We start from the raw sequence: 19,791 nt of genomic DNA, 5'->3' as shown, positions 1-19,791 counted from the left end.
ACTTTTCATTTCGTAAACTTAGCAAGTGGGGTGCCGAAACAAGTTCGGCATGACGGTAAAAAATTATATCGCCTGCTTAGTATTGGCATACCGAAACATTTACCCTCCGCCCGTAATGCCGAACTTGTTTCTGCATCTCACAGAACAGTTCTTAAACATTTCATTTCGTATACTTAGCAAGTGGGGTGCCGAAACAAGTTCGGCATGACGGTAAAGTTATATCGCCTGCTTAGTATTGGATACCGAAACATTTACCCTCCGCCCGTCATGCCGAACTTGTTTCGGCATCCCACAGGACAGGTCTTAAACATTTCATTTCGTATACTTAGCAAGTGGGGTGCCGAAACAAGTTCGGCATGACTGTGAAAAATTATATCGCCTGCTTAGTATTGGCATACCGAAATATTCCCCTCCGCCCGTCATGCCGAACTTGTTTCGGCATCCCACAGGACAGGTCTTAAACATTTCACTTCGTAAACTTAGCAAGTGGGGTGCCGAAACAAGTTCGGCATGACGGTGAAGTTATCTCTTCTAAAAAAACCACCCTACCAAAACACCAATTACAATAATAACAGGTGTTTTAATCCGCGTAAATTTCAATAATAAAAAGGTGGCCAGCATAATGCTATAAGCCAGCCAGTTAACACCGAATGGCCTTATAAGCAATATAAATGCGGTGATCATAAACCCTACGGCAACGGCGTTAATACCGCTTAGCGAGTTACGGATGCGGGTTATCTTCTTCAGATCTTCCCAAAACGGAACGATGAAAAGGATAAGGATGAGCCCTGGTAAATTGATGCCGATAACAGCCACAATTGCGCCCATCACTTGCCCGGCAATACCGAAACCACTGTTGGCCATGGTAACACTCCCCAAAAAAGATGTAAAGGCAAATGTAGGCCCCGGTAAAGCCTGCTGGATGGCGTAGCCGGATAAAAACTCGGTATTGGTGAGGTAATGTTTCAACTCCACAAACTCGGTAAACATCAGCGGTACTAACACCTGCCCTCCTCCAAATATCAGGATTCCGTTACGATAAAAGTTTTCGAACAAACGGATGGGCAAACTAAACGGCGATGTACGGTTAACCAACGCACCCAAAGCGGCAAACAGCAGCAGGATGCCGATGAAATAAGCAATTTTATTGGGGTTAACGTTAGAGAATAGTTTTACCCGCAGTTCGTTTTCCTGCGGCTGAGTTTCCAACGCGGATGACACAATGCCACCCATCATAACCAGCAGTGGGAAAGCGTATGGGTTCTGTAAGATCAGCGTGGCTATTACCGATGCAATAGCCAGCATTACGCTCACCCTGGTTTTTAAAACCCGCTGGGCGAAGATATAAGCGGCATAAGCCACAATCCCAACCGCAATAGGCTGAATGTACCTGATGATCTCGGCAAAGTGATTGCCTTTAGCCAGCACTTTAAAGCTAATCCCGGCAATGCACATCACCGTGGCCGAGGGCAACACCCAAATTAAGAAAGTAATAAGCGCGAGGGGCAGTTTACCTACCTTCCAGGCTATGCCAACCAGTGTTTGGGTTGATGAAGGGCCGGGCAACATTTGCGATAGGGCGTTTAGCTCCATCAGTTCGGCCTCGGTTATGTATTTGCGTTTCTCTACAAATTCGCGCAGCAAAACTGCCAGATGCGCCTGCGGGCCACCAAAGGCCGTAAACGTATAAAGCAGCGCATCGCGCATAAAAAGCAGGTGTCGCTTGGTCAAAATTCAGGGGTTAAAAGTCGTCGTCATCCTCGTCGCCATATAAACCACTGGCCTGCATATAGGCAGATTGCAGCTCTGATAATGCATGATTATTTTTGGCGGCACGGGCGGCATTCATCCCGCTCTGGTAGGTTGCTATGGCATCTTCCTTACGGTTAAGCAACTCATATAGTTTGCCCAAATGGTAATAAGTACCTACATAAGCAGGGTGGTTGGCAACCAAACCTTCATAATAGCTTAAAGCAGTTTCTTTATCATCCAGCCGTAGGTATTCTGTGGCTAATGCGTATTGTAAAAACTCGTCATTAGGCTCGTTTTTAATAAATTCTAATAGCTTTTCTAAACGGGATGGCTGCATTTTAAACTCTTCCTTTTTTAATTACCTTTGTAAAAACCTATGATATAATGAACATCTTAGTATGTATTAGTAACGTACCAGATACCACTACAAAAGTAACCTTTAACGCTAATAACACCCAATTTAATACAGCAGGCGTACAATTTATTATAAACCCTTATGATGAAATTGCGCTGGCCCGTGCTATTGAATTAACAGACGGAGGCAAAGGCACTGTTACGGTAATACACGTTGGCGAAGCTGCTAATGAGCCTACCATACGCAAAGCCTTAGCCATTGGCGCAACCGATGCTGTGAGGGTTAATGCCCCCGCACATGATGCTTATTTTGTGGCCGTGCAAATTGCAGCATATATAAAGCAACACCCATTTGACCTGGTACTAACCGGACGCGAGTCTATCGACTACAATGGCTCTAAACTGGCCGCCATGCTGGGCGAACTGCTGGATCTACCATCGGTATCCATCATTAAGAAATTGGATTTAGACGGCACACAAGCTACCGTAGAGCGCGAGATTGAAGGCGGTAAAGAGACCCTGACCATCCCATTGCCTTTTGTGGCCGGCACAGCCGAGGGCGTAGCCGAATCGAAAATTCCGAATATGCGCGGCATTATGTCGGCACGTACCAAACCGCTGGCCGTGGTAGAACCTGTGGAGGTAAAAACATTAACTGAAATTATCAGCTATGAAACCCCTGCCCCACGCGGCCAGGTAAAACTGGTTGCGGCAGATGATGTTGCCAAACTGGTAGCTCTGTTGCATAACGAGGCCAGGGTTATTTAATTCTATCTATTTAAACATAAAAATCAACCATATGTCGGTTTTAGTATATGCAGAAAACACGGGCGGCAAATTCAAGAAATCGGTTTACGAAGCCGTTTCTTACGCCCGTGCCATTGCAAACCAAAATAATACAACGCTTACCGCCATCTCTATCGGCGATGTAAGTAGCGACGAATTAAGCGCATTGGGCAATTATGGCGCGCACAAAATTTTAAATGTATCAAACGGCCAGCTTAAAAACTTTGTGAACCAGGCCTATGCCGCTGTACTTGCCAAAGCGGCCGAAGCAGAACAGGCAGATGTTGTTGTAATTTCCAACACTTTCTCGGGCCGTGGCTTAGCCCCGCGTGTGGCCGTAAAATTAAGTGCAGGTATTGCAGACGGCGCGGTTTCATTACCAGAAACTGCCGATGGTAAGTTTATTGTTAAAAAAACTGCATTTTCTGGCAAAGCATTTGCGATGGTGCAACTTACTTCGGTTAATATAGTAATTGCTTTGATACCAAACAGTTACAAGGTTATTGAAAATATTACAAACGCCGTTACTGAAGATTTTTTGGTAGAAACCAAAGAATCTGACTTTAAAGCCATGTTAAAAGAGATTATAAAATCGGCAGATAAAGTATCTTTACCAGATGCGGAGATCGTAGTATCTGGCGGCCGGGGCCTTAAAGGTCCCGAAAACTGGGGCATGATCGAAGAACTGGCCGGATTATTGGGTGCTGCTACAGCATGTTCAAAGCCGGTATCAGACGCTGGCTGGCGGTCGCATAGCGAACATGTTGGGCAAACGGGTATAGCTGTGAGCCCAAATTTGTATATTGCTATTGGCATTTCGGGGGCTATCCAGCATTTAGCCGGTATCAGCTCGTCTAAAGTTATTGTTGTGATCAACAAAGACGCAGAAGCGCCGTTTTACAAAGTAGCCGACTATGGCATAGTTGGCGATGCGTTTGAAATTGTTCCAAAATTAATTGATGCGGTAAAAGCATATAAAGCTTCGGCATAAAAAAAGGGTTTTTTGTTGTGATGGGTAATAACATGAAAAAAATTAAGCTTGATATTGTTGGTTTATCTTACAGCCAAACACAATCGGGCGCGTATGCTTTAGTTTTAGGCGAAGTGAGCGGACGCCGCAGGCTGCCTATTATTATTGGCAGCTTTGAGGCCCAGGCCATTGCTATAGAGATAGAAAAAATGACGCCAAGCCGCCCCCTAACCCACGATCTATTTAAAAGCTTTGCACAAGCATATGGCATTAACATACAGGAAATTATTATCTACAACCTGGTTGACGGCATCTTTTATGCCAAGCTGATCTGCTCTGACGGTAAAAAGGTGATAGAAATTGATGCCCGCACCTCTGATGCCATTGCCATGGCCGTAAGGTTTGATTGCACAATTTATACTTACGAATTTATCCTCTCTACCGCGGGCATTGTGATAGAAGGCAACGATTTTGTTTATCTCGAAAACCTGAACGAACCACAAGAAGAAAAAACCCCGGTTTCGGGCACAGGCAGTTACGCTTCGCTGAGTGAAGATGAGCTTAAAACTAAACTGCAAGATGCCCTTAACGATGAAGCCTATGAAAAAGCGGCTAAGATCAGGGATGAATTGGGTAGAAGAAGGTCTTCGTAAGGAATTACCTTAAATCTTCTCCCCTCATGCCGAACTTGTTTCGACATCCCAAAGGACACGTGTACACTTTGCATTATTTGAACTTAGCAAGTGGGATCCTGAAACAAGTTCAGGATGACTGGCAGGGTAGCCAAACATGCTATTTACAAAACAATATTCTGCATTACCTGCCATTCTGTTGTAATCTATCCACATCGCTTTCTGATTTCGCAATATTTCGTTACTTTCCGACTTTGTTTTAACATTAAACTATAACTTGTTTAAACCCGTGCTGTATGAATATTAAGTTTCGCTTAATACTGATGAACTTTATGCAATTTTTTATTTGGGGCTGCTGGCTGCTCACCATCGGGGCATACTGGTTTCAAAATAAACATTGGTCGGGTGCACAGTTCGGGGCTATTTTTTCTACCATGGGTATCTCGGCCATATTTATGCCTGCCCTTACAGGTATCATATCAGACAGGTTCATCAATGCCGAAAAACTTTACGGTGCGCTGCATATTTTAGGCTCACTGGTATTGTTCAGCCTACCCTTGGTAACTAATCCAACTACTTTTTTCTGGGTGATATTGCTCAACATGATCTGCTATATGCCAACCCTGTCGCTATCGATTACGGTTGCCTATTCGGCACTTAAAAAGAGCAATCTGGATGTAGTAAAAGATTATCCCCCTATTCGCATCTGGGGCACTATCGGCTTTATTGCCGCCTTATGGACGGTAAGCCTTACCCATAACGAAACTTCTGTAAACCAATTTTATATTGCCTCATCTGTGGCATTAGCATTGGGTATCTATTCATTTAGTTTACCAAAATGCCCACCGCTACTGGCCAAAACCAGCAGCAAATCATTTGCAAGCCTTTTGGGTTTAAATGCCTTTGCTTTATTCAAAACACCTAAGTTTGCTATTTTCTTCGCCTTTTCTATGCTTTTAGGCGCGGCCCTACAACTTACCAATGCTTACGGCGATACCTACATTCACGATTTTAATAATGTGCCCACCTACCGCAATCTGATCGCGGTAAAATACCCCGCCATCATTATGTCAATCTCGCAGATCTCTGAAACATTGTTCATCCTGGCTATTCCATTCTTCCTGCGCAAATTTGGTATCAAGTACGTGATGTTATTCAGTATGCTGGCTTGGGTTTTACGTTTTGGTCTTTTTGCTTTTGGCAATCCGGCCGATGGTTTATGGATGATTATTCTGTCATGTATCGTATACGGTATGGCGTTTGATTTCTTCAATATTTCGGGATCGCTGTTTGTGGAAACGCAAACCACGCCCGAGATCAGGGGCAGCGCGCAGGGTTTATTTATGATGATGGTGAATGGTTTTGGCGCCTTATTTGGCAGCTTTGCCAGCGGTGTAATTATTGATAAGTTTTTTACCCATGCAGATCAAAGTAAAGACTGGCACGGTATCTGGCTCACCTTTGCAGCTTACGCTTTGGTCATCGCCATCATTTTTCCATTCGTATTCAGATACAAACACAATATGGCACTCGAGCGTGCTATACAACACGCATAACAGGTAAATACCAGGCATCAACTGCCCAATTGGGTATACCTTAAATGAGTAAGTTTTTTGTTACGAAAATTGTGCATTTCGCTTTATTATTTTGTGCTTTTGCATAAAAAAGGATAACAAATTTGCTATTTTTAATGGCTCACATATTTCTATCTACAGATGTACCTTATCTCCCTTTAATTAGTGGGGAGCAATTTTAAAGTATGAAAAAACATTACCGCCATGAAAATGATTGCCTAAACTGCGGAACCGAATTAGAAGGAAAATTTTGTCATCATTGTGGCCAGGAGAATTTACAGATCAAAGAGAATTTTGGTCACTTAATGAACCATGCCGTAAGCGATTATTTCCATTTCGATCATCAGTTTTTTCATACCCTAAAACCATTACTATTTCAGCCGGGCAAGCTTACCAACGAGTATATGGCCGGCCGCAGGGTACAATACCTGCACCCTATAAAAATGTACATTTTTATAAGTTTAATTTTCTTTATTCTGATATTTAAACACGGCCAGGAAGAGAAAAAAGAGGATATCAAAAAACTCAGCAGCACAGAAAAAGGCGCTGTTTTAATAAAGCAATTGGAGGCCAATCCTAATCTTACCACTTCGCAAAAGAAAAAGCTTGAGGCCATAGCCAGGAATACCCCTGATTTTATCAAAATTGATACTAAAACCATTGGCAGTACGCCAATGATTAACATGACGACAACAAGCGACAGCCTTGGTAAAAAAACATTAAAAGTTAATCCGGTAAAATCTGATACTAGCATAGCGAAAGGCAATGAGGCTAAATTAAAAAACAAGCATAAAAAGTTGGATTATGATGGCGATCTTGAAGTGGATAAAGATAATGACACGTTCTTCTCAAGGTTATTAAACAATGCAGAAGACTCTACCTACGCAGATTACGCTGTTTCGCAACAAAAACTCCCTGCTGCCGAACGCGATGGCTTTTTTCAGCGCATGGCCATACGTAAGGTATATGCGTATAAAAAATATGGAAGCCGCGCCAGAGAAGTTTTCATGGAAGAGCTGAAACACAACGTGCCTAAAATGATGTTTGTACTGCTGCCGCTGTTTGCACTCATATTAAGGTTTGCGTTTTGGAATAACAAGAAGTTTTATGTAGAACACCTAATCTTCTCGTTTCACCTGCACTGTTTCTTATTTTTGTTTTTAACTATTACCATGCTGCTGAAACTATTACCCGATGTAATGCACCTGCATGGCTGGGTAGATTTTTTGGGGGTGGCCGGTATTACACTATACCTTTACAAGGCTTTCAGAACTGTATATCACAGAAGCATGTTCAGAACTGTAAGTAAAATGATAGGGATATCGTTTGTTTACCTCATGGTATTTTCATTCTGCATGGTTGGCCTGGTGTTAATTACTGCAGCAACGGCTGTATAAAAGGTAAAGAAAAATGATAAAGGAGTAAGGATTAAAGAAAATCTTTAACCCTTACTCCTTTTTATCTATTGTATTATTTATGCCCAGGGATTCAGTACCACCTTTACACAATCTTCTTGTTTATTTTTGAAGATATCGTAAGCATGCGAAACCTGGCTTAACGGTAACCGATGAGATATAATATCATCCAGCACTACCTTTTCCTGTTTAATCAGATCTATCAGGTGATCTACATAGTTTAACACCTGTGCCTGGCCTTGTTTAATGGTAATACCTTTATCAAACATTTGCCCCAGCGGGAAATTATCAAACGGGGTGCCATATACACCAACAATACTAACTGTACCACCGCGTCGCACCGCTCTAAAACATGTTTCCAGCACCTTCATGGTGCCTTTCTCGAAGTTGATGGTTGCTTTAACCTTGTCTAAAAATGAGCGCTCGGCCTCAAAACCTACAGCATCTACACAAACATCCGCACCACGGCCACCTGTCATTTCGCGGATGGCTTCCACCACGTCAACTTCATGCGGATTTAAGGTATCTACCTTATTGGCCTGCTTTGCCTTTTGTAACCTGTAATTTAATGGGTCGATAGCTATAACCCGGCTTGCACCGTTTAACCACGCTGCCTTTTGCGCCATTAAACCTACCGGGCCAGAGCCAAAAATGGCTACTACTTCGCCACCCTTTAACTGAGCCCAGTCAATAGCCGACCAACCTGTAGGGAAAATATCCGACAAGAAGAGCACCTGCTCATCAGTCATGTTATCAGGCACAATACGCGGGCTCACATCGGCATAAGGCACACGCACATATTCTGCCTGGCCACCACTGTAACCACCATACAGATCTGTGTAACCAAACAAAGCACCACCTTTTTGATCTACCAGGCCACCCTCCGGGCCATAATGCTCGTGGTTAGAATTTTCGCAATGCGGCGATGCACCGTGGGTGCAAAAGAAACAATGCCCACAAGCTATCGGGAAGGGCACTACTACCCTATCGCCACGCTTTAAATTTTTAACAGATGGGCCTATCTCTTCCACAATCCCCATAAACTCATGGCCCATCACCATGTCTTTAGCCTGTGGTATGCCACCATCCAAAATATGGAGATCTGAGCCGCATATGGCTGTTGAAGTTACTTTTAGAATTACATCTCCTGCATCTTCAATGGTTGGGTCGGGTACTGTGGTACAGGTAATATCACCCGGTTTGTGGAACACTGCTGCTTTCATAAAATAGATTTTAGTTTATAGATGTTTTATGAAATACTAACACTAGTTAATAGTTATAGTTTATATAAATTAATTAAAACGATAAATAAGTAATTATATAATAAAAAAAGCCGCCCTGGTATTCAGGACAGCCCGGTTATAGAGTTTATTGAGTGATTACAGTTTCCCTGTTCTGGACGGCACAGTTGCAGATACGTAATTAAAGCTTTGAGTTTGGTCGCCCAGCTGAATTTTAAATTCGCCTGCCTCGGTTACCGATTTGCTTTGATCGTTGATAAAAGCAAGATCTGCCGGGGTAATATTAAAGCTCACCGTTTGGGTTTCGCCTGGTTTAAGGCTGATCTTGTCGAAGCCACGTAAACGCTTGGTATCCGGCGCTATGCTGGCATACTGCTGGCTAATGTAAAGCAAAACAGATTCCTTGCCTTCTCGCTGGCCGCTATTGGTTACATCAACTGTAATTTTTAAGGTCTGCCCATCCTTTAAAGCTGGAGTACTAACGTGCAGGTTACCATAACGGAAAGTGGTATAACTTAAGCCAAAACCAAATTCATACAATGGGTTGTAACCATGGCTATCATCAGAGTTACCGTTCTCTAAATTTTTGCGGTAATAGTTAACCAGTGCGTTGGTATACCTTGGGTAAGTGATGGGCAGTTTACCGGATGGGTTTACATCGCCAAACAAAATATCGGCCAATGCATCACCACCCTCATTACCGGATAGGTAGGTCATCACGGTAGCTGCAGACAGGCTTTCGGCCTTGGTTACAATACGCGGGCGGCCTTCAGCCAGTACCAATATTACCGGTTTACCGGTTTTAGCCAGCTCTGTAGCTAACTGGATTTGCGCATCCGGTAGGTTTAGGTCATCTATGTTACCTACGTTTTCGGTGTAAGATAACTCGCCCAGGCAAAGCACAATCACGTCTGATTTTTTAGCAGCCTTGATGGTTTCTTCTACATTGGTCAGGGTATCAAACTTAGAACCTTCCTGATAGGTCACGTTATCATTACCCACTTTTTTCTGGATAGCTTCCAGTATGGTGTTCTTATTGGCAGCAAACTTATCGCTCACATCACCTTGCCAGGTGTAGCTCCAGCCACCGTTTAATGAGCGCATGGTATTAGCTGTTGGGCCTGTTACCAATACTTTCAGATTTTTTTTAAGCGGCAACACATTATTGTTGTTCTTTAAAAGCGTAATGGCTTCGCGGGCAGCCTGCACACTTGATGCACGGAACTCTTCTGATCCGAATTTTGGATAGTCGGACGGGTTACCAACCGGGCGTTCAAATAAACCAAGTTCATATTTCACCTTCAAAATACGGTGTACAGCCTGGTTAACGCGCCACATCGGCACTTTACCTTCGTGTACCAATTGCACCAGGTAATCAAAGAAGCTATACTCATAAGGCACCATGCTCATATCCACACCTGCGTTAACGGCAATCATTACGGCTTCTTTTTGCGATGATGCTACATGGTGTCGGGTAAACAGGTATTGAATATCGCGCCAGTCGCTTACGGCAATACCGTCAAATTTCAGTTCGCCGCGTAATACGTCAGTAAGCAGGTATTTGCTGCTGTGTACCGGCGTACCATTAATTTCGCCCGAGTTGATCATCACTGTTTTTGCACCTGCTTTAACGGCTTCGGCAAATGATGGTAAAAAGTATTCGCGCATGTAGCGGTCTGGTATCCAGGCCGGGGTACGGTCTTTACCGCTTAGTGGTGCGCTGTAACCCAGGTAATGTTTCATACAAGCGGCAACATGGTATTTATCTCCTATATCATTACCCTGGTAGCCTTTAATCATGGCGGCACCCATGGTTTTAACCACAAACGGGTCTTCGCCAAAGGTTTCGTAAATACGTGGCCATAAAGCGTTTCTGCCCAGATCTAATACCGGCGAATAATTCCAGGGAATGTAACTTGCGCGGGTTTCGTAAGCGGTAATCTCACCGGCTTTGTGAGCCAGTTCTTTATTAAAAGTGGCAGCCATGGCAATCTCCTGCGGAAAAAGGGTACTCCCAACCGTGTAGGTAACACCATGAATGGCATCTATACCGTAAATCACCGGGATCTTCAAACGGTCTTTTAATGCTGCGGTTTGTATGGTTGATATAATTTCGTGCCAGTGCTCGCGCTCGTAAGCTGCGCCGCTAACGTTTAATATAGAACCTACGTGATATTTTTCGATAGCCTCTTTTAGCTTGGCATCGTCCATTTTTTGTGTAGCAGCACCTGTTTTAGATACCACATCGAGGGTAACTTCGGTCATCTGGCCTACTTTTTCTTCGAGTGTCATGCTGGCTATCAGTGCGTCGACCTTTTTATCGAGTGCGCTTACCGGCGTCACAGGCGCTTTTTTAGACTGGGCCATCAGGCTGACCGAGCCGAATAACATTAGGCTACAGATTTTTGTAAATCTTGTCATTTGTTTGGGTTTGATTGATTTTGTTATGATTGATGATTGAGTTTTTTGTTGGCTTATTTTTTCTGTTTGCCCTCTAAGGCCTGTATAGCGTTGGCCAGGTAGGCCATTGGCGCATTCCAGTTTATAGCGATCTCGTTTACGGCATAAGCATTTTCGTCATCTATAAACGCTTCGTCGGGTACGGACGAAGGTGTTGGTACCTTATCCTGACGGCCCGGATTTGGCCCGCCCGATAACAAACCGGGTACCGGCTCCTCAATGCCATCGGCAACAGATGGCCTGTGGTGTGGGTGCATAACCGGTTTATGGCCAAAGCCTGTTAAATAACAATACCCGGTGCCGTTGCGGCCCAGCAGGTAATCGAGGTTAGCCAATGCATTATCCAGATACTTTTTATCGCTGGTGAGCTTGTAAGCCAGTATTAAAGCCATGCCCTGGTTGGCAGCAACCGAACTGCTACCCCAGCCAAAATTTTTGGCTACCTTATTCATTACAGTTTGGTAGGCATTGTCGCCTGCGTTGGCAATAAGATTATCAGCCATTTTCAAAAAATCGGTTTGTAAGCCCGGCAGTTCATTAAAGGCTGTGGTGTATACAATATCCTGGTGTTTTAATAAGGTATAATAGCCCATGGTACGCACATCGCCCCAGTTTGGTACCGTCATGGCATCTACAGGCACTAATTTTATATAGGGTACGTAAATATGATTTTGTGTGGTTACCAATAATTCGCAGGCAGCCCACACAAATTCATCATCTACTTTGGTATCGCCATAACCTCCTGTTACTATTTTAGGTTCATGGGTTTTGTTCATCTTATCCTGGTTGTAAAGTACAGCAGGGTTTTTAACAGCCCAGTCCCATGCCTGTGTAGCCGCCATTCGGCATGAATCGGCAAGGCCGGGTAATTGCTGCGGAAATTTAGCGAAGATGCGGCTGGCCTGTGCCATTACAGCGGCAAAATCAAGCGTGGCAGCCGTGCCTTTTTGTACTACATAACGGGGCTTGGTTGCCTGGTCGGGCATAATCATGGCATCAAACGCCGGGTTGGTTAGTTTGTGGTAAACGCCGCCGTCGGCAGGGTCTTGCATGGTGAGCATCCAGCGAAGGTTCCATAATGCCTCATCCAAAACATCGGGCAGTTTGTTGCTGCTTTCGGGGATGTTTAGCTTTACGGTTTGCATATAGGCCGGAAAATCTTCGTACAACGACAAAAGCGTAGCCGTTGAAATGCCGCTGTTTACGATGTACTTGTTATAGTCACCGGCATCATACCAGCCACCGGGCGAAGAGATTACCGTGCCCTCCGGGCGGCCTTTGCTTACGGCTGATGAATGGATGATTACCTTATCATCCGGGTGGCCTGCTGCGCGGTGCCATTTACCGGCGTATTGCTCTTTAATTTCTATAGAAGCACGAATGTAGTAGAAGCCTTTTATAGCACCATCTGCCACGCTTTTAAGTGCGCCGTTGGCAATAGTAAAAGTATATGATTCTGCTTTTTGAGGGATAACCAGTTTATAGGTACCGGTTGCGTTAAACTGAGTAAAGTTAGCTATGCCCGTATATTTACCATTGAAGCCTTTGTTTACAGACCTGCTAATGGTGCCTGTAAATACCTTTTTACCGGCTGTGTTTTCGAGGTAAAAAATCCCGTGATCAGCATCTAAAATAATAGCCTTTTTGGGAGCGCCCGGATAAAAACCTATTTGGTTTAAGCGAATGCTATCTGCATTTTGACTGTAAGCCTGGCTAAATACCAGCAGGTATGCTACACAAGCTATTATTAGCGAAAACTTGCTTTTAAGATTCATGGCTATTGTACTTGGTATCGTGTACCGGCCTGGCAAAACATTATTATCAAACCGGGGTAATTGGTTGATAAATATAGTGTAAATACTACAACAAGTACAATAGCATAAATGTAAACTAGGATAGCACAAATGTAATTTTGTGCTATCCTAGTTTATTATAATCCGAATAAACGATAAGCTACCGTAAGGTTAAACATATTGATTTTAGCGTGGCCATCATCAGCAAAATTATCAACCTTACTTAAACCTAACTCGTAACGCAGATCGAAGGAAATACTTTTAATATCCACACCTGCACCAAACTGCCAGGCGTAATTCTGATCTTTATAGTGCAGATCAGAAGCTTCAACAAGTGCACCATGAATATCCTGATTTTTATCAATGGCAAAAGAAACCAACGGACCGGTATTTAAACGCACTCCCAAAGCCGGTACCCCAAAACGAGTACCTACCAATAAAGGCACATCAATACTTTTAAACTCGGCTTTATCGTAAGCACCTGCATCATTTTTAAACGTTACATTTTTACTGGTATAATAAACCTCTGGCTGGAAATGGAAGCCTGCGCCACCTATCCTTGCCCAAACACCGCCCAGAAAGCCTGCACGGTTATTGGTATTGAGGTTATTAAACACAGAGCCGGAAGTAGATATAGCCGAAAGGTTAACCCCGCCCTTAACACCAAACTGAAATGTTGGTAAAAGCTGCGCCGATGCACTGCTTACAATGCCTGTAATTACAATTAATAGTAATGTGATCTTTTTCATAGTGATTGTATAAGTTTATAATTAACAGCTTTTGCTATTTTTTGTGCTGCAAATATATAACAACTAAAAAAACCGGGTAGTATGCCCGGTTCTAATAATTGTGTTGTTTTGGTTTAAAATAACTACAAGGTTAATCTCCCCTGGTAATAATCTAATATTTTGGTACGGATAAAATAGTTGTAACGCGCGCCAATGAGGTTAAGCTTGGCATTGTCGATGTTGCTTTTATATACAATAAAATCAACCGATGTGAGCACGCCTGCATTAAACTTGGCCTCGGCTACCTTAAATGATTCGGTATAGGCATCTACCTGATCTAACAATGTTTGGTAACGATCATAAGCTGAAACCATGTTGATATAAGCTTGGTCTACGTTTTTCTTCAGCGTTATTTTAGTAGTCTCGGTGGTATAACGGGCGGTCAGCATATCAATTTTAGCCAATGCTACATTATTGCGGGTTTGGAAAAAGTTAATAATCGGGATATGCAAGCCCAGGCTAAAGCCATAGCTGTAGTTATTATTAATTTGCGAATGGTAACCTGTGTTATCAACACTCGAATAGTAACTTGATAAGCCCCCACCTACTGATAACGTTGGATAGTAAAGCCCCTTAGCTGCGGCCACTCCTTTTTCGGTGCTTTTTAAACGCAGGTCTGCCGCTTTTACCATCGGGTAATCATTCAATGCATTGGCATAAATTTCATCTACCGTTTGGCCATACTGACCGGGCAATTGATCTGCCGGCAGGCGCTGTAATTTAACATCGCGGTTGTAAGGCACATTCATTAATTGCAACAGGTTTAATTTGTTGGCAAATATGGCATTGCGGGCATCAATGAGCGATAGTTTGTTGGTTGCCAAAGTTCCGCGGAGATCAGACAAGTCTGACGGCGAAATGCTGCCGTCTTTGTTCAGGATTTTCAACCTGTCTACCTGTTGCTGCGAAACCTCTATTTGTTTGTTGCTAAGCGCAACCTGGTCTTCGCTTTGTAATACCTGCAGATAAGTGGTAATTACATTTAAAGTAATATCATTTTTAGCCTGTTGAAAATCGAGCTTACCGGCCTGGTAAGCCAGTGAAGTTTGTTTAACACCATTTAAAAGGCTTAACCCTTTTAAAAGCACCAGGCTACTGTTAAGGCTGTAATTATCATTAGTGATCTGCTGGTTAACGTAGGTATAAGTAGCGGGGTCTAAACTGCGGCCATTATTAATACCGCGCGAAGCATCGCCATAAACCTGGGGCAGCATGTTTTCGCGGGCCTGGTTCCAGTATACCCGGTCTTTGTCCATTTGCAGCTCACTTTTTCTCACATCAAGGTTATTGCGTACCGCGATATCAATACACTGCTGCAAGGTGTAAAGGGTATCTGCCTGGCTAAAAGCCGGGATAGATGAGCATAAGAGCAGCGCAGTAAATAGTTGTTTAAGGTATTTCATTACTGTATTAAACGTTTCTTGATGAGTCAATTTTTCCATCCAGCACATTGATAATGCGCGTACCATACTCTGCATTTTTTTCGCTGTGTGTTACCTGGATAATAGTAACCTTATCTTCTTTATTCAGCTTGCGGAAAAGCTCCATGATCTCCTCCCCTTGTTTGGAGTTAAGGTTACCGGTAGGCTCATCGGCCAGTATCACACGTGGCTTGGTAATCAGTGCGCGGGCAATACCCACCAGCTGCTGCTGCCCGCCCGAAAGCTGCGCCGGGAAAAGATCTTTTTTACCCACGATCTGGAAACGATCCAGCATATCGGCAACCAGGGCTTTACGTTCCGAGCTTTTAATGTTCTGGTAGATTAATGGGGTTTCGATGTTTTCATAAACGGTAAGCTCATCAATTAAGTGATAGGCCTGGAAAACGAACCCGATATATTCTTTATATAAAGCCGACCGGGCTTTTTCTTTTAGCTGATGAACGGCCTCTTTCATAAAGTAGTGGTAACCTTCGGATGGCTCGTCAAGCATGCCTATAATATTCAAAAGTGTTGATTTACCCGAACCCGACGGCCCCATAATGGATACAAATTCACCGGCATCAACATCAAGACTTACGTTATTGAGCACGTAGGTTTTATTGCCGCCTGCCTGGTAATATTTAGAGATATTTTTTAAGGATAACATATATAATTTGTTTGTGATCTGTTGTTTTTGGGTTGTTTAACCGTGCAGTAAAGTATCAATAACATACCAAACATTTAACTATCTGATTATCAATAACTTTATATTAAATTTAAATAAACAAACTGTTCGGTTGTGTAACACGGTGCGTACGGTAATGATACAATTTTAAGGCAAATTATACCTTATGCTATTTCACAAAAAAAGCAGGCCGGGTAAATACCCGGCCTGCTTTAACTACTTATTATGGGTTGGTAACCGCTATTAATTGAATGATAAATTAACCCTGCCGCTGCCTGCATCGGCGCGTACTACTGCACCGCCACCGTTTATGCTGCCACGGATGTGTTCTTTATCAACATCGCCGCTAAAGTTATTTAACTGGCTTTTGGTAATGTTGCCAGCAGTAATATCCAGGTTTAATGCTTGTTTAGCCGGCAATACCAAGTCTATATGACCAGAGCTTACGTCCAGCTTTACATATTTGCCAACTTGCTTAAATTGTGCATGCAGGCTGCCTGCGCTGGTTGATGCATTAAGGCTGCCATCAATACCGGTTAGGTTAATACTGCCGCCACTAGTACCGGTAATAAGCTCTCCGCCTATATCATCGCCATGGATGCTGCCGCCGCTGGTGGTGGCTTTAACACTGCCGCTCAGGCGGCTAAGATTTAAAGAACCGCCACTGGTTTCTAAACGGATACTGCCCTGGCAATTATCGGCAGAAATACTGCCGCCGCTGGTTTCCAGATCTATATTATCTTTAGAATTACTTACATGGATACTGCCTCCGCTGGTTTGGCCTTTGATGATGCCGGCCAGATGGTCAACATGTAAACTGCCTCCACTGGTTTCAAACCGTTCGTTACCGCTTAAATTATCTAAGCTGATGCTGCCACCGCTGGTATTTAAGTTGGTAGCTGTTTTTACAGGCACATATACTTTAAAAGAAATGCTGATGTTATTGTTGCCCCAGTTAAAGCTTCTTTTTGATTTAGCAGTGGCATGGAGTTCGCCATCATGCACGTCGAGATCAAGGGTATAGTCTTTTTCAATGCGTTTTTGCGCTTCTTCTTTGGTTAGGTATTCGCCATGGTTATTGCTAACATAAACCTCTACCCTGGCCGTATTATCGGTAACGCCGGTTACGCTAATACTACCGCCCGATGTGTTTACAAATGCTGTTTTAACGCCATAGCTGGCCAGCGATTTTGTTATAAATGGTATTTTCTCGTTTTGCGCTGATGCAACAGTACTACCCAGGCAAAGCATTGCTAAAAGAAGGTTGATTTTCATAATGTTGATTTAGTTATCCATGAGACGCAAGTTTTTTGCCGATAGTTGCACCGGAATTAAAATATAGTTTTGAATGAGTGAATAGAAACTCAAAACGCCTCATTAACTAACGCTCAACTATATTTACTCGTTACGCAGGCTTTTTACCGGGTTGGTTATTGCTGCCTTAATGGTATGATAACTCACTGCTATTACAGCAGTAATAGTGGTAGCAATACCTGCCCACGCAAACAGCGACCAATCAACTTTAATGCGATATGCGAAATTATCCAGCCACTCGTTAACCAGGTATAAGGCTATTGGCGTGGCTATTACAAAGGCACATAAAGCCAGTGCAAAAGTGCTGCGGTTTATCAGCACAAACAGGTTGGTTACCGATGCGCCCAGTATTTTACGAATGCCTATTTCCTTCATACGGTTAATGGTTGTAATTGCTGATAAACCAAACAAACCCAGGCAGGAAATAAGAATAGCAATAACACAAGAGAGGCTGATAGTATCCATCCAACGCAGATACACATCATACGATTTTTTTACATCCTCATCCATAAAAGTATACGTGAAAGGGCTGTTACCAGTGAGCTTATTCCAGTTGATACGAATCTTATCCATTGCATCGGGGATATTTTTACCAGCCTTTATCTTGATCCAGAAATAATCTGGAGCGTAAGTGCTGATACGGTGATATGCTGGTCCTATTTTTTTAGTCAGATCATCTGTATGGTAATCTTTGCATACGCCTATTATTAAAGCGCCCATTTCGGGGTTTATTTCATCCATTTTAGGTTTTCCGAGCATGTTGTATAGCGTTTCATTAATAATTATCGCTCTTCCTACCGTAGAACTTTTAGGTATTTGTTGTGTAGCGCTTAATTTAATCTTAGCACTGTCTGCTGGTGTTGCTGATGAAAAATTTCGGCCTTTAATAATAGGGATTTTATTAAAAGACAAATAATTAAAATCTACCTGTAATTCTTGCACAAAAATTTGTTTGCCATTAACAATATGTCCGTTATTATTGTATGCTGAAAAATTAAAGCCTGTAGCGGTAATGTTTTGCAATACCGGCTCGGTAGCTACGTAATGATAAAGTAGTTCTTTTAACGATCTGATTTTTTGACGATCTGCCCACCCATAAGGATTTCTGATAAGTACCACCTGATCTTTATCAAACCCCATTTGTGCGGTATTTACAAACTTCATTTGCTTACCAATTACAAGCGTGGTAATAATTAATACCACACAAATAGTAAACTGCATAATAACAAGCACTTTAGACATTACAGGATTAATGCGATAAGTAGCAAAACCGCGCATAATATTAAGCGGTTTGAGGCCAGACATAGCCATAGCCGGGTATATACCCGCGATAATGCCGAGCATAAAAGCGAGCCCTATTAATGATAGCACTAATTCATCAGGAGCAATGTTTTGCAAATGGATATCGCTCCCTGTTAAATTATTAAATAATGGCAGGCATGTTACCGACAGCACCAAGCCAGCAAATACCGCAATTGCAGCCAGTATCTGTGTTTCTGCATAATACTGCAAAATAATTTCTTTTCTGTTAGCCCCTATGGTTTTGCGCACGCCAACATCCTGCGAGCGCGATATAGTACTGGTTAACGTTAACAGGATATAATTAAGGCTTGCAATAATTAAAATAATGACAGAGAGACAGATAAACTGGTATACATTTTTAAGGCTGGTATAATGGCCCCAACCCTCACCCTGGTTATAATGAGCTTCTGCAAATGGCCTCATGTATATGTCTATTCCTTGCTGTTTTAACTTCGGATTATCTTGGCGCATGCTCTTTACCAGTTTTTGATAGTAGCTTTGCCCAAACAAGTTAAGTGCAGTGTGAAACTTGTTTACATCTACGCCGTGTTTTAATTTAACAATTAGCAAATCGCTAAAAGTGTTTGTACCCTGTTTAATATATTCATTGTAATCAGGATCAGCCGTACGGGGTATTATTATATCAAATTGAAAGCTTGAATTAGATGGAAAATCTTTAGCAATACCCGCAATTGTAAAAATCATTTTATCGTTAGGAAACTCTAACCTCCGGCCTATAGGGCTACTGTATCCATAATACTTTTTAGCTGCCCGTTCAGTAATCACAATTTGATTTTTCCCCGATAATACCTGGTTAACATTACCCGATAATAATGGATAATTAAAAACCTTAAAGAAATCAGCATCTGCATAAGCTGCCGTACCATCTTTTTCTCTAAAGCTTTCGTTATCAACACGTATAACTATATCAGACAGTGTTTTTATCCGCACCGCGTTCTCCACTTGCGGGAAACTGCCTTTTAAATCGCCGGCAAGTATCACCGGGGTTTGTATCAGGTTCTTCTGCTCGTCCTCTTTTGTTAAAAAAGAGAAAAAGCTCTTTTCCTTTTTAACAGGTTCTGGATTAAATAAATTTGTTTGTTCTATCCTAAACAGCCTATTCTGATCGTGATGAAAAGCATCAAAGGATTGCTCGTTTTTAACATACCAATAGGTAAGTATGCAAAAAGCGCAAGCAATACTTAACCCGCTGATATTTATAAAAGTGTAGAGCTTGTTGCGGCTCAGATTTCGGATGGCGAGTTTAACGTTCAGGAAAGTCATATGATAAAGTTTAGGGGTTA

Annotated in this window: 15 protein-coding genes; 5 read left to right on the top strand and 10 right to left on the bottom strand. The window is 42.7% G+C overall.

Going from position 1 to position 19,791, the window contains the following annotated elements; translation table 11 throughout:
• Positions 1-531: 531 nt before the first annotated feature.
• Positions 532-1,731 (bottom strand): chromate efflux transporter, encoded by a 1,200-nt coding sequence (gene chrA / locus RG47T_RS06875; protein ID WP_317041620.1) that lies wholly within the window; start codon positions 1,729-1,731, stop codon positions 532-534.
• A 10-nt stretch (positions 1,732-1,741) separates the two neighbouring features.
• The gene (locus RG47T_RS06870) at positions 1,742-2,089 is read right to left on the bottom strand and encodes a tetratricopeptide repeat protein (protein ID WP_074488735.1); all 348 of its coding nucleotides are present in this window, start codon (positions 2,087-2,089) and stop codon (positions 1,742-1,744) included.
• 47 nt (positions 2,090-2,136) lie between these two features.
• Here RG47T_RS06870 and RG47T_RS06865 point away from each other — a divergent pair, with 47 nt between their 5' ends.
• The 5 genes from RG47T_RS06865 to RG47T_RS06845 all read left to right on the top strand — a co-directional run bounded on the left by RG47T_RS06865 (position 2,137) and on the right by RG47T_RS06845 (position 7,465).
• Positions 2,137-2,874 (top strand): electron transfer flavoprotein subunit beta/FixA family protein, encoded by a 738-nt coding sequence (locus tag RG47T_RS06865; protein ID WP_074488734.1) that lies wholly within the window; start codon positions 2,137-2,139, stop codon positions 2,872-2,874.
• A gap of 31 nt (positions 2,875-2,905) precedes the next feature.
• Complete coding sequence (locus tag RG47T_RS06860; protein ID WP_074488733.1) at positions 2,906-3,883, top strand: electron transfer flavoprotein subunit alpha/FixB family protein; 978 nt, start codon at positions 2,906-2,908, stop codon at positions 3,881-3,883.
• Positions 3,884-3,915: 32 nt separating this feature from the next.
• Positions 3,916-4,515, top strand: coding sequence for a bifunctional nuclease family protein (locus RG47T_RS06855; protein WP_074493203.1), 600 nt, complete (start codon positions 3,916-3,918; stop codon positions 4,513-4,515).
• Between the two features lie 275 nt (positions 4,516-4,790).
• Entirely contained in the window at positions 4,791-6,050 is a 1,260-nt protein-coding gene (locus RG47T_RS06850; protein WP_074488732.1) for a nucleoside permease, read from the top strand.
• 203 nt (positions 6,051-6,253) lie between these two features.
• Positions 6,254-7,465 carry a DUF3667 domain-containing protein gene (locus RG47T_RS06845; RefSeq protein WP_083627319.1) on the top strand — a complete coding sequence of 404 codons (1,212 nt, stop codon included), beginning with the start codon at positions 6,254-6,256 and terminating at the stop codon, positions 7,463-7,465.
• 77 nt (positions 7,466-7,542) lie between these two features.
• On the opposite strand, the gene RG47T_RS06840 is transcribed toward RG47T_RS06845, so the two are convergent.
• From RG47T_RS06840 to RG47T_RS06805, 8 genes are all read right to left on the bottom strand, one after another.
• A complete protein-coding gene (locus tag RG47T_RS06840; RefSeq protein ID WP_074488730.1) occupies positions 7,543-8,706 on the bottom strand; it encodes a zinc-dependent alcohol dehydrogenase in 1,164 nt (387 codons plus the stop codon).
• Between the two features lie 156 nt (positions 8,707-8,862).
• A complete protein-coding gene (locus tag RG47T_RS06835) occupies positions 8,863-11,145 on the bottom strand; it encodes a glycoside hydrolase family 3 N-terminal domain-containing protein (RefSeq protein WP_074488729.1) in 2,283 nt (760 codons plus the stop codon).
• A 53-nt stretch (positions 11,146-11,198) separates the two neighbouring features.
• A complete protein-coding gene (locus RG47T_RS06830) occupies positions 11,199-12,959 on the bottom strand; it encodes a glycoside hydrolase family 9 protein (protein WP_074488728.1) in 1,761 nt (586 codons plus the stop codon).
• 155 nt (positions 12,960-13,114) lie between these two features.
• Positions 13,115-13,726: a porin family protein gene (locus RG47T_RS06825; protein WP_074488727.1), complete on the bottom strand. Its 612-nt coding sequence runs from the start codon at positions 13,724-13,726 to the stop codon at positions 13,115-13,117.
• A 122-nt stretch (positions 13,727-13,848) separates the two neighbouring features.
• The gene (locus tag RG47T_RS06820) at positions 13,849-15,168 is read right to left on the bottom strand and encodes a TolC family protein (protein ID WP_074488726.1); all 1,320 of its coding nucleotides are present in this window, start codon (positions 15,166-15,168) and stop codon (positions 13,849-13,851) included.
• Positions 15,169-15,175: 7 nt separating this feature from the next.
• Positions 15,176-15,853 carry an ABC transporter ATP-binding protein gene (locus tag RG47T_RS06815; RefSeq protein WP_074488725.1) on the bottom strand — a complete coding sequence of 226 codons (678 nt, stop codon included), beginning with the start codon at positions 15,851-15,853 and terminating at the stop codon, positions 15,176-15,178.
• Between the two features lie 261 nt (positions 15,854-16,114).
• Positions 16,115-17,146, bottom strand: coding sequence for a DUF4097 family beta strand repeat-containing protein (locus RG47T_RS06810; RefSeq protein ID WP_074488724.1), 1,032 nt, complete (start codon positions 17,144-17,146; stop codon positions 16,115-16,117).
• Positions 17,147-17,269: 123 nt separating this feature from the next.
• Complete coding sequence (locus RG47T_RS06805) at positions 17,270-19,771, bottom strand: ABC transporter permease (protein WP_074488723.1); 2,502 nt, start codon at positions 19,769-19,771, stop codon at positions 17,270-17,272.
• Positions 19,772-19,791 lie beyond the last annotated feature (20 nt).

The organism is Mucilaginibacter polytrichastri, from assembly GCF_001911425.1.
Classification (GTDB): Bacteria; Bacteroidota; Bacteroidia; order Sphingobacteriales; family Sphingobacteriaceae; genus Mucilaginibacter; species Mucilaginibacter polytrichastri.
This window is presented reverse-complemented; position numbering and strand designations above follow the sequence as displayed.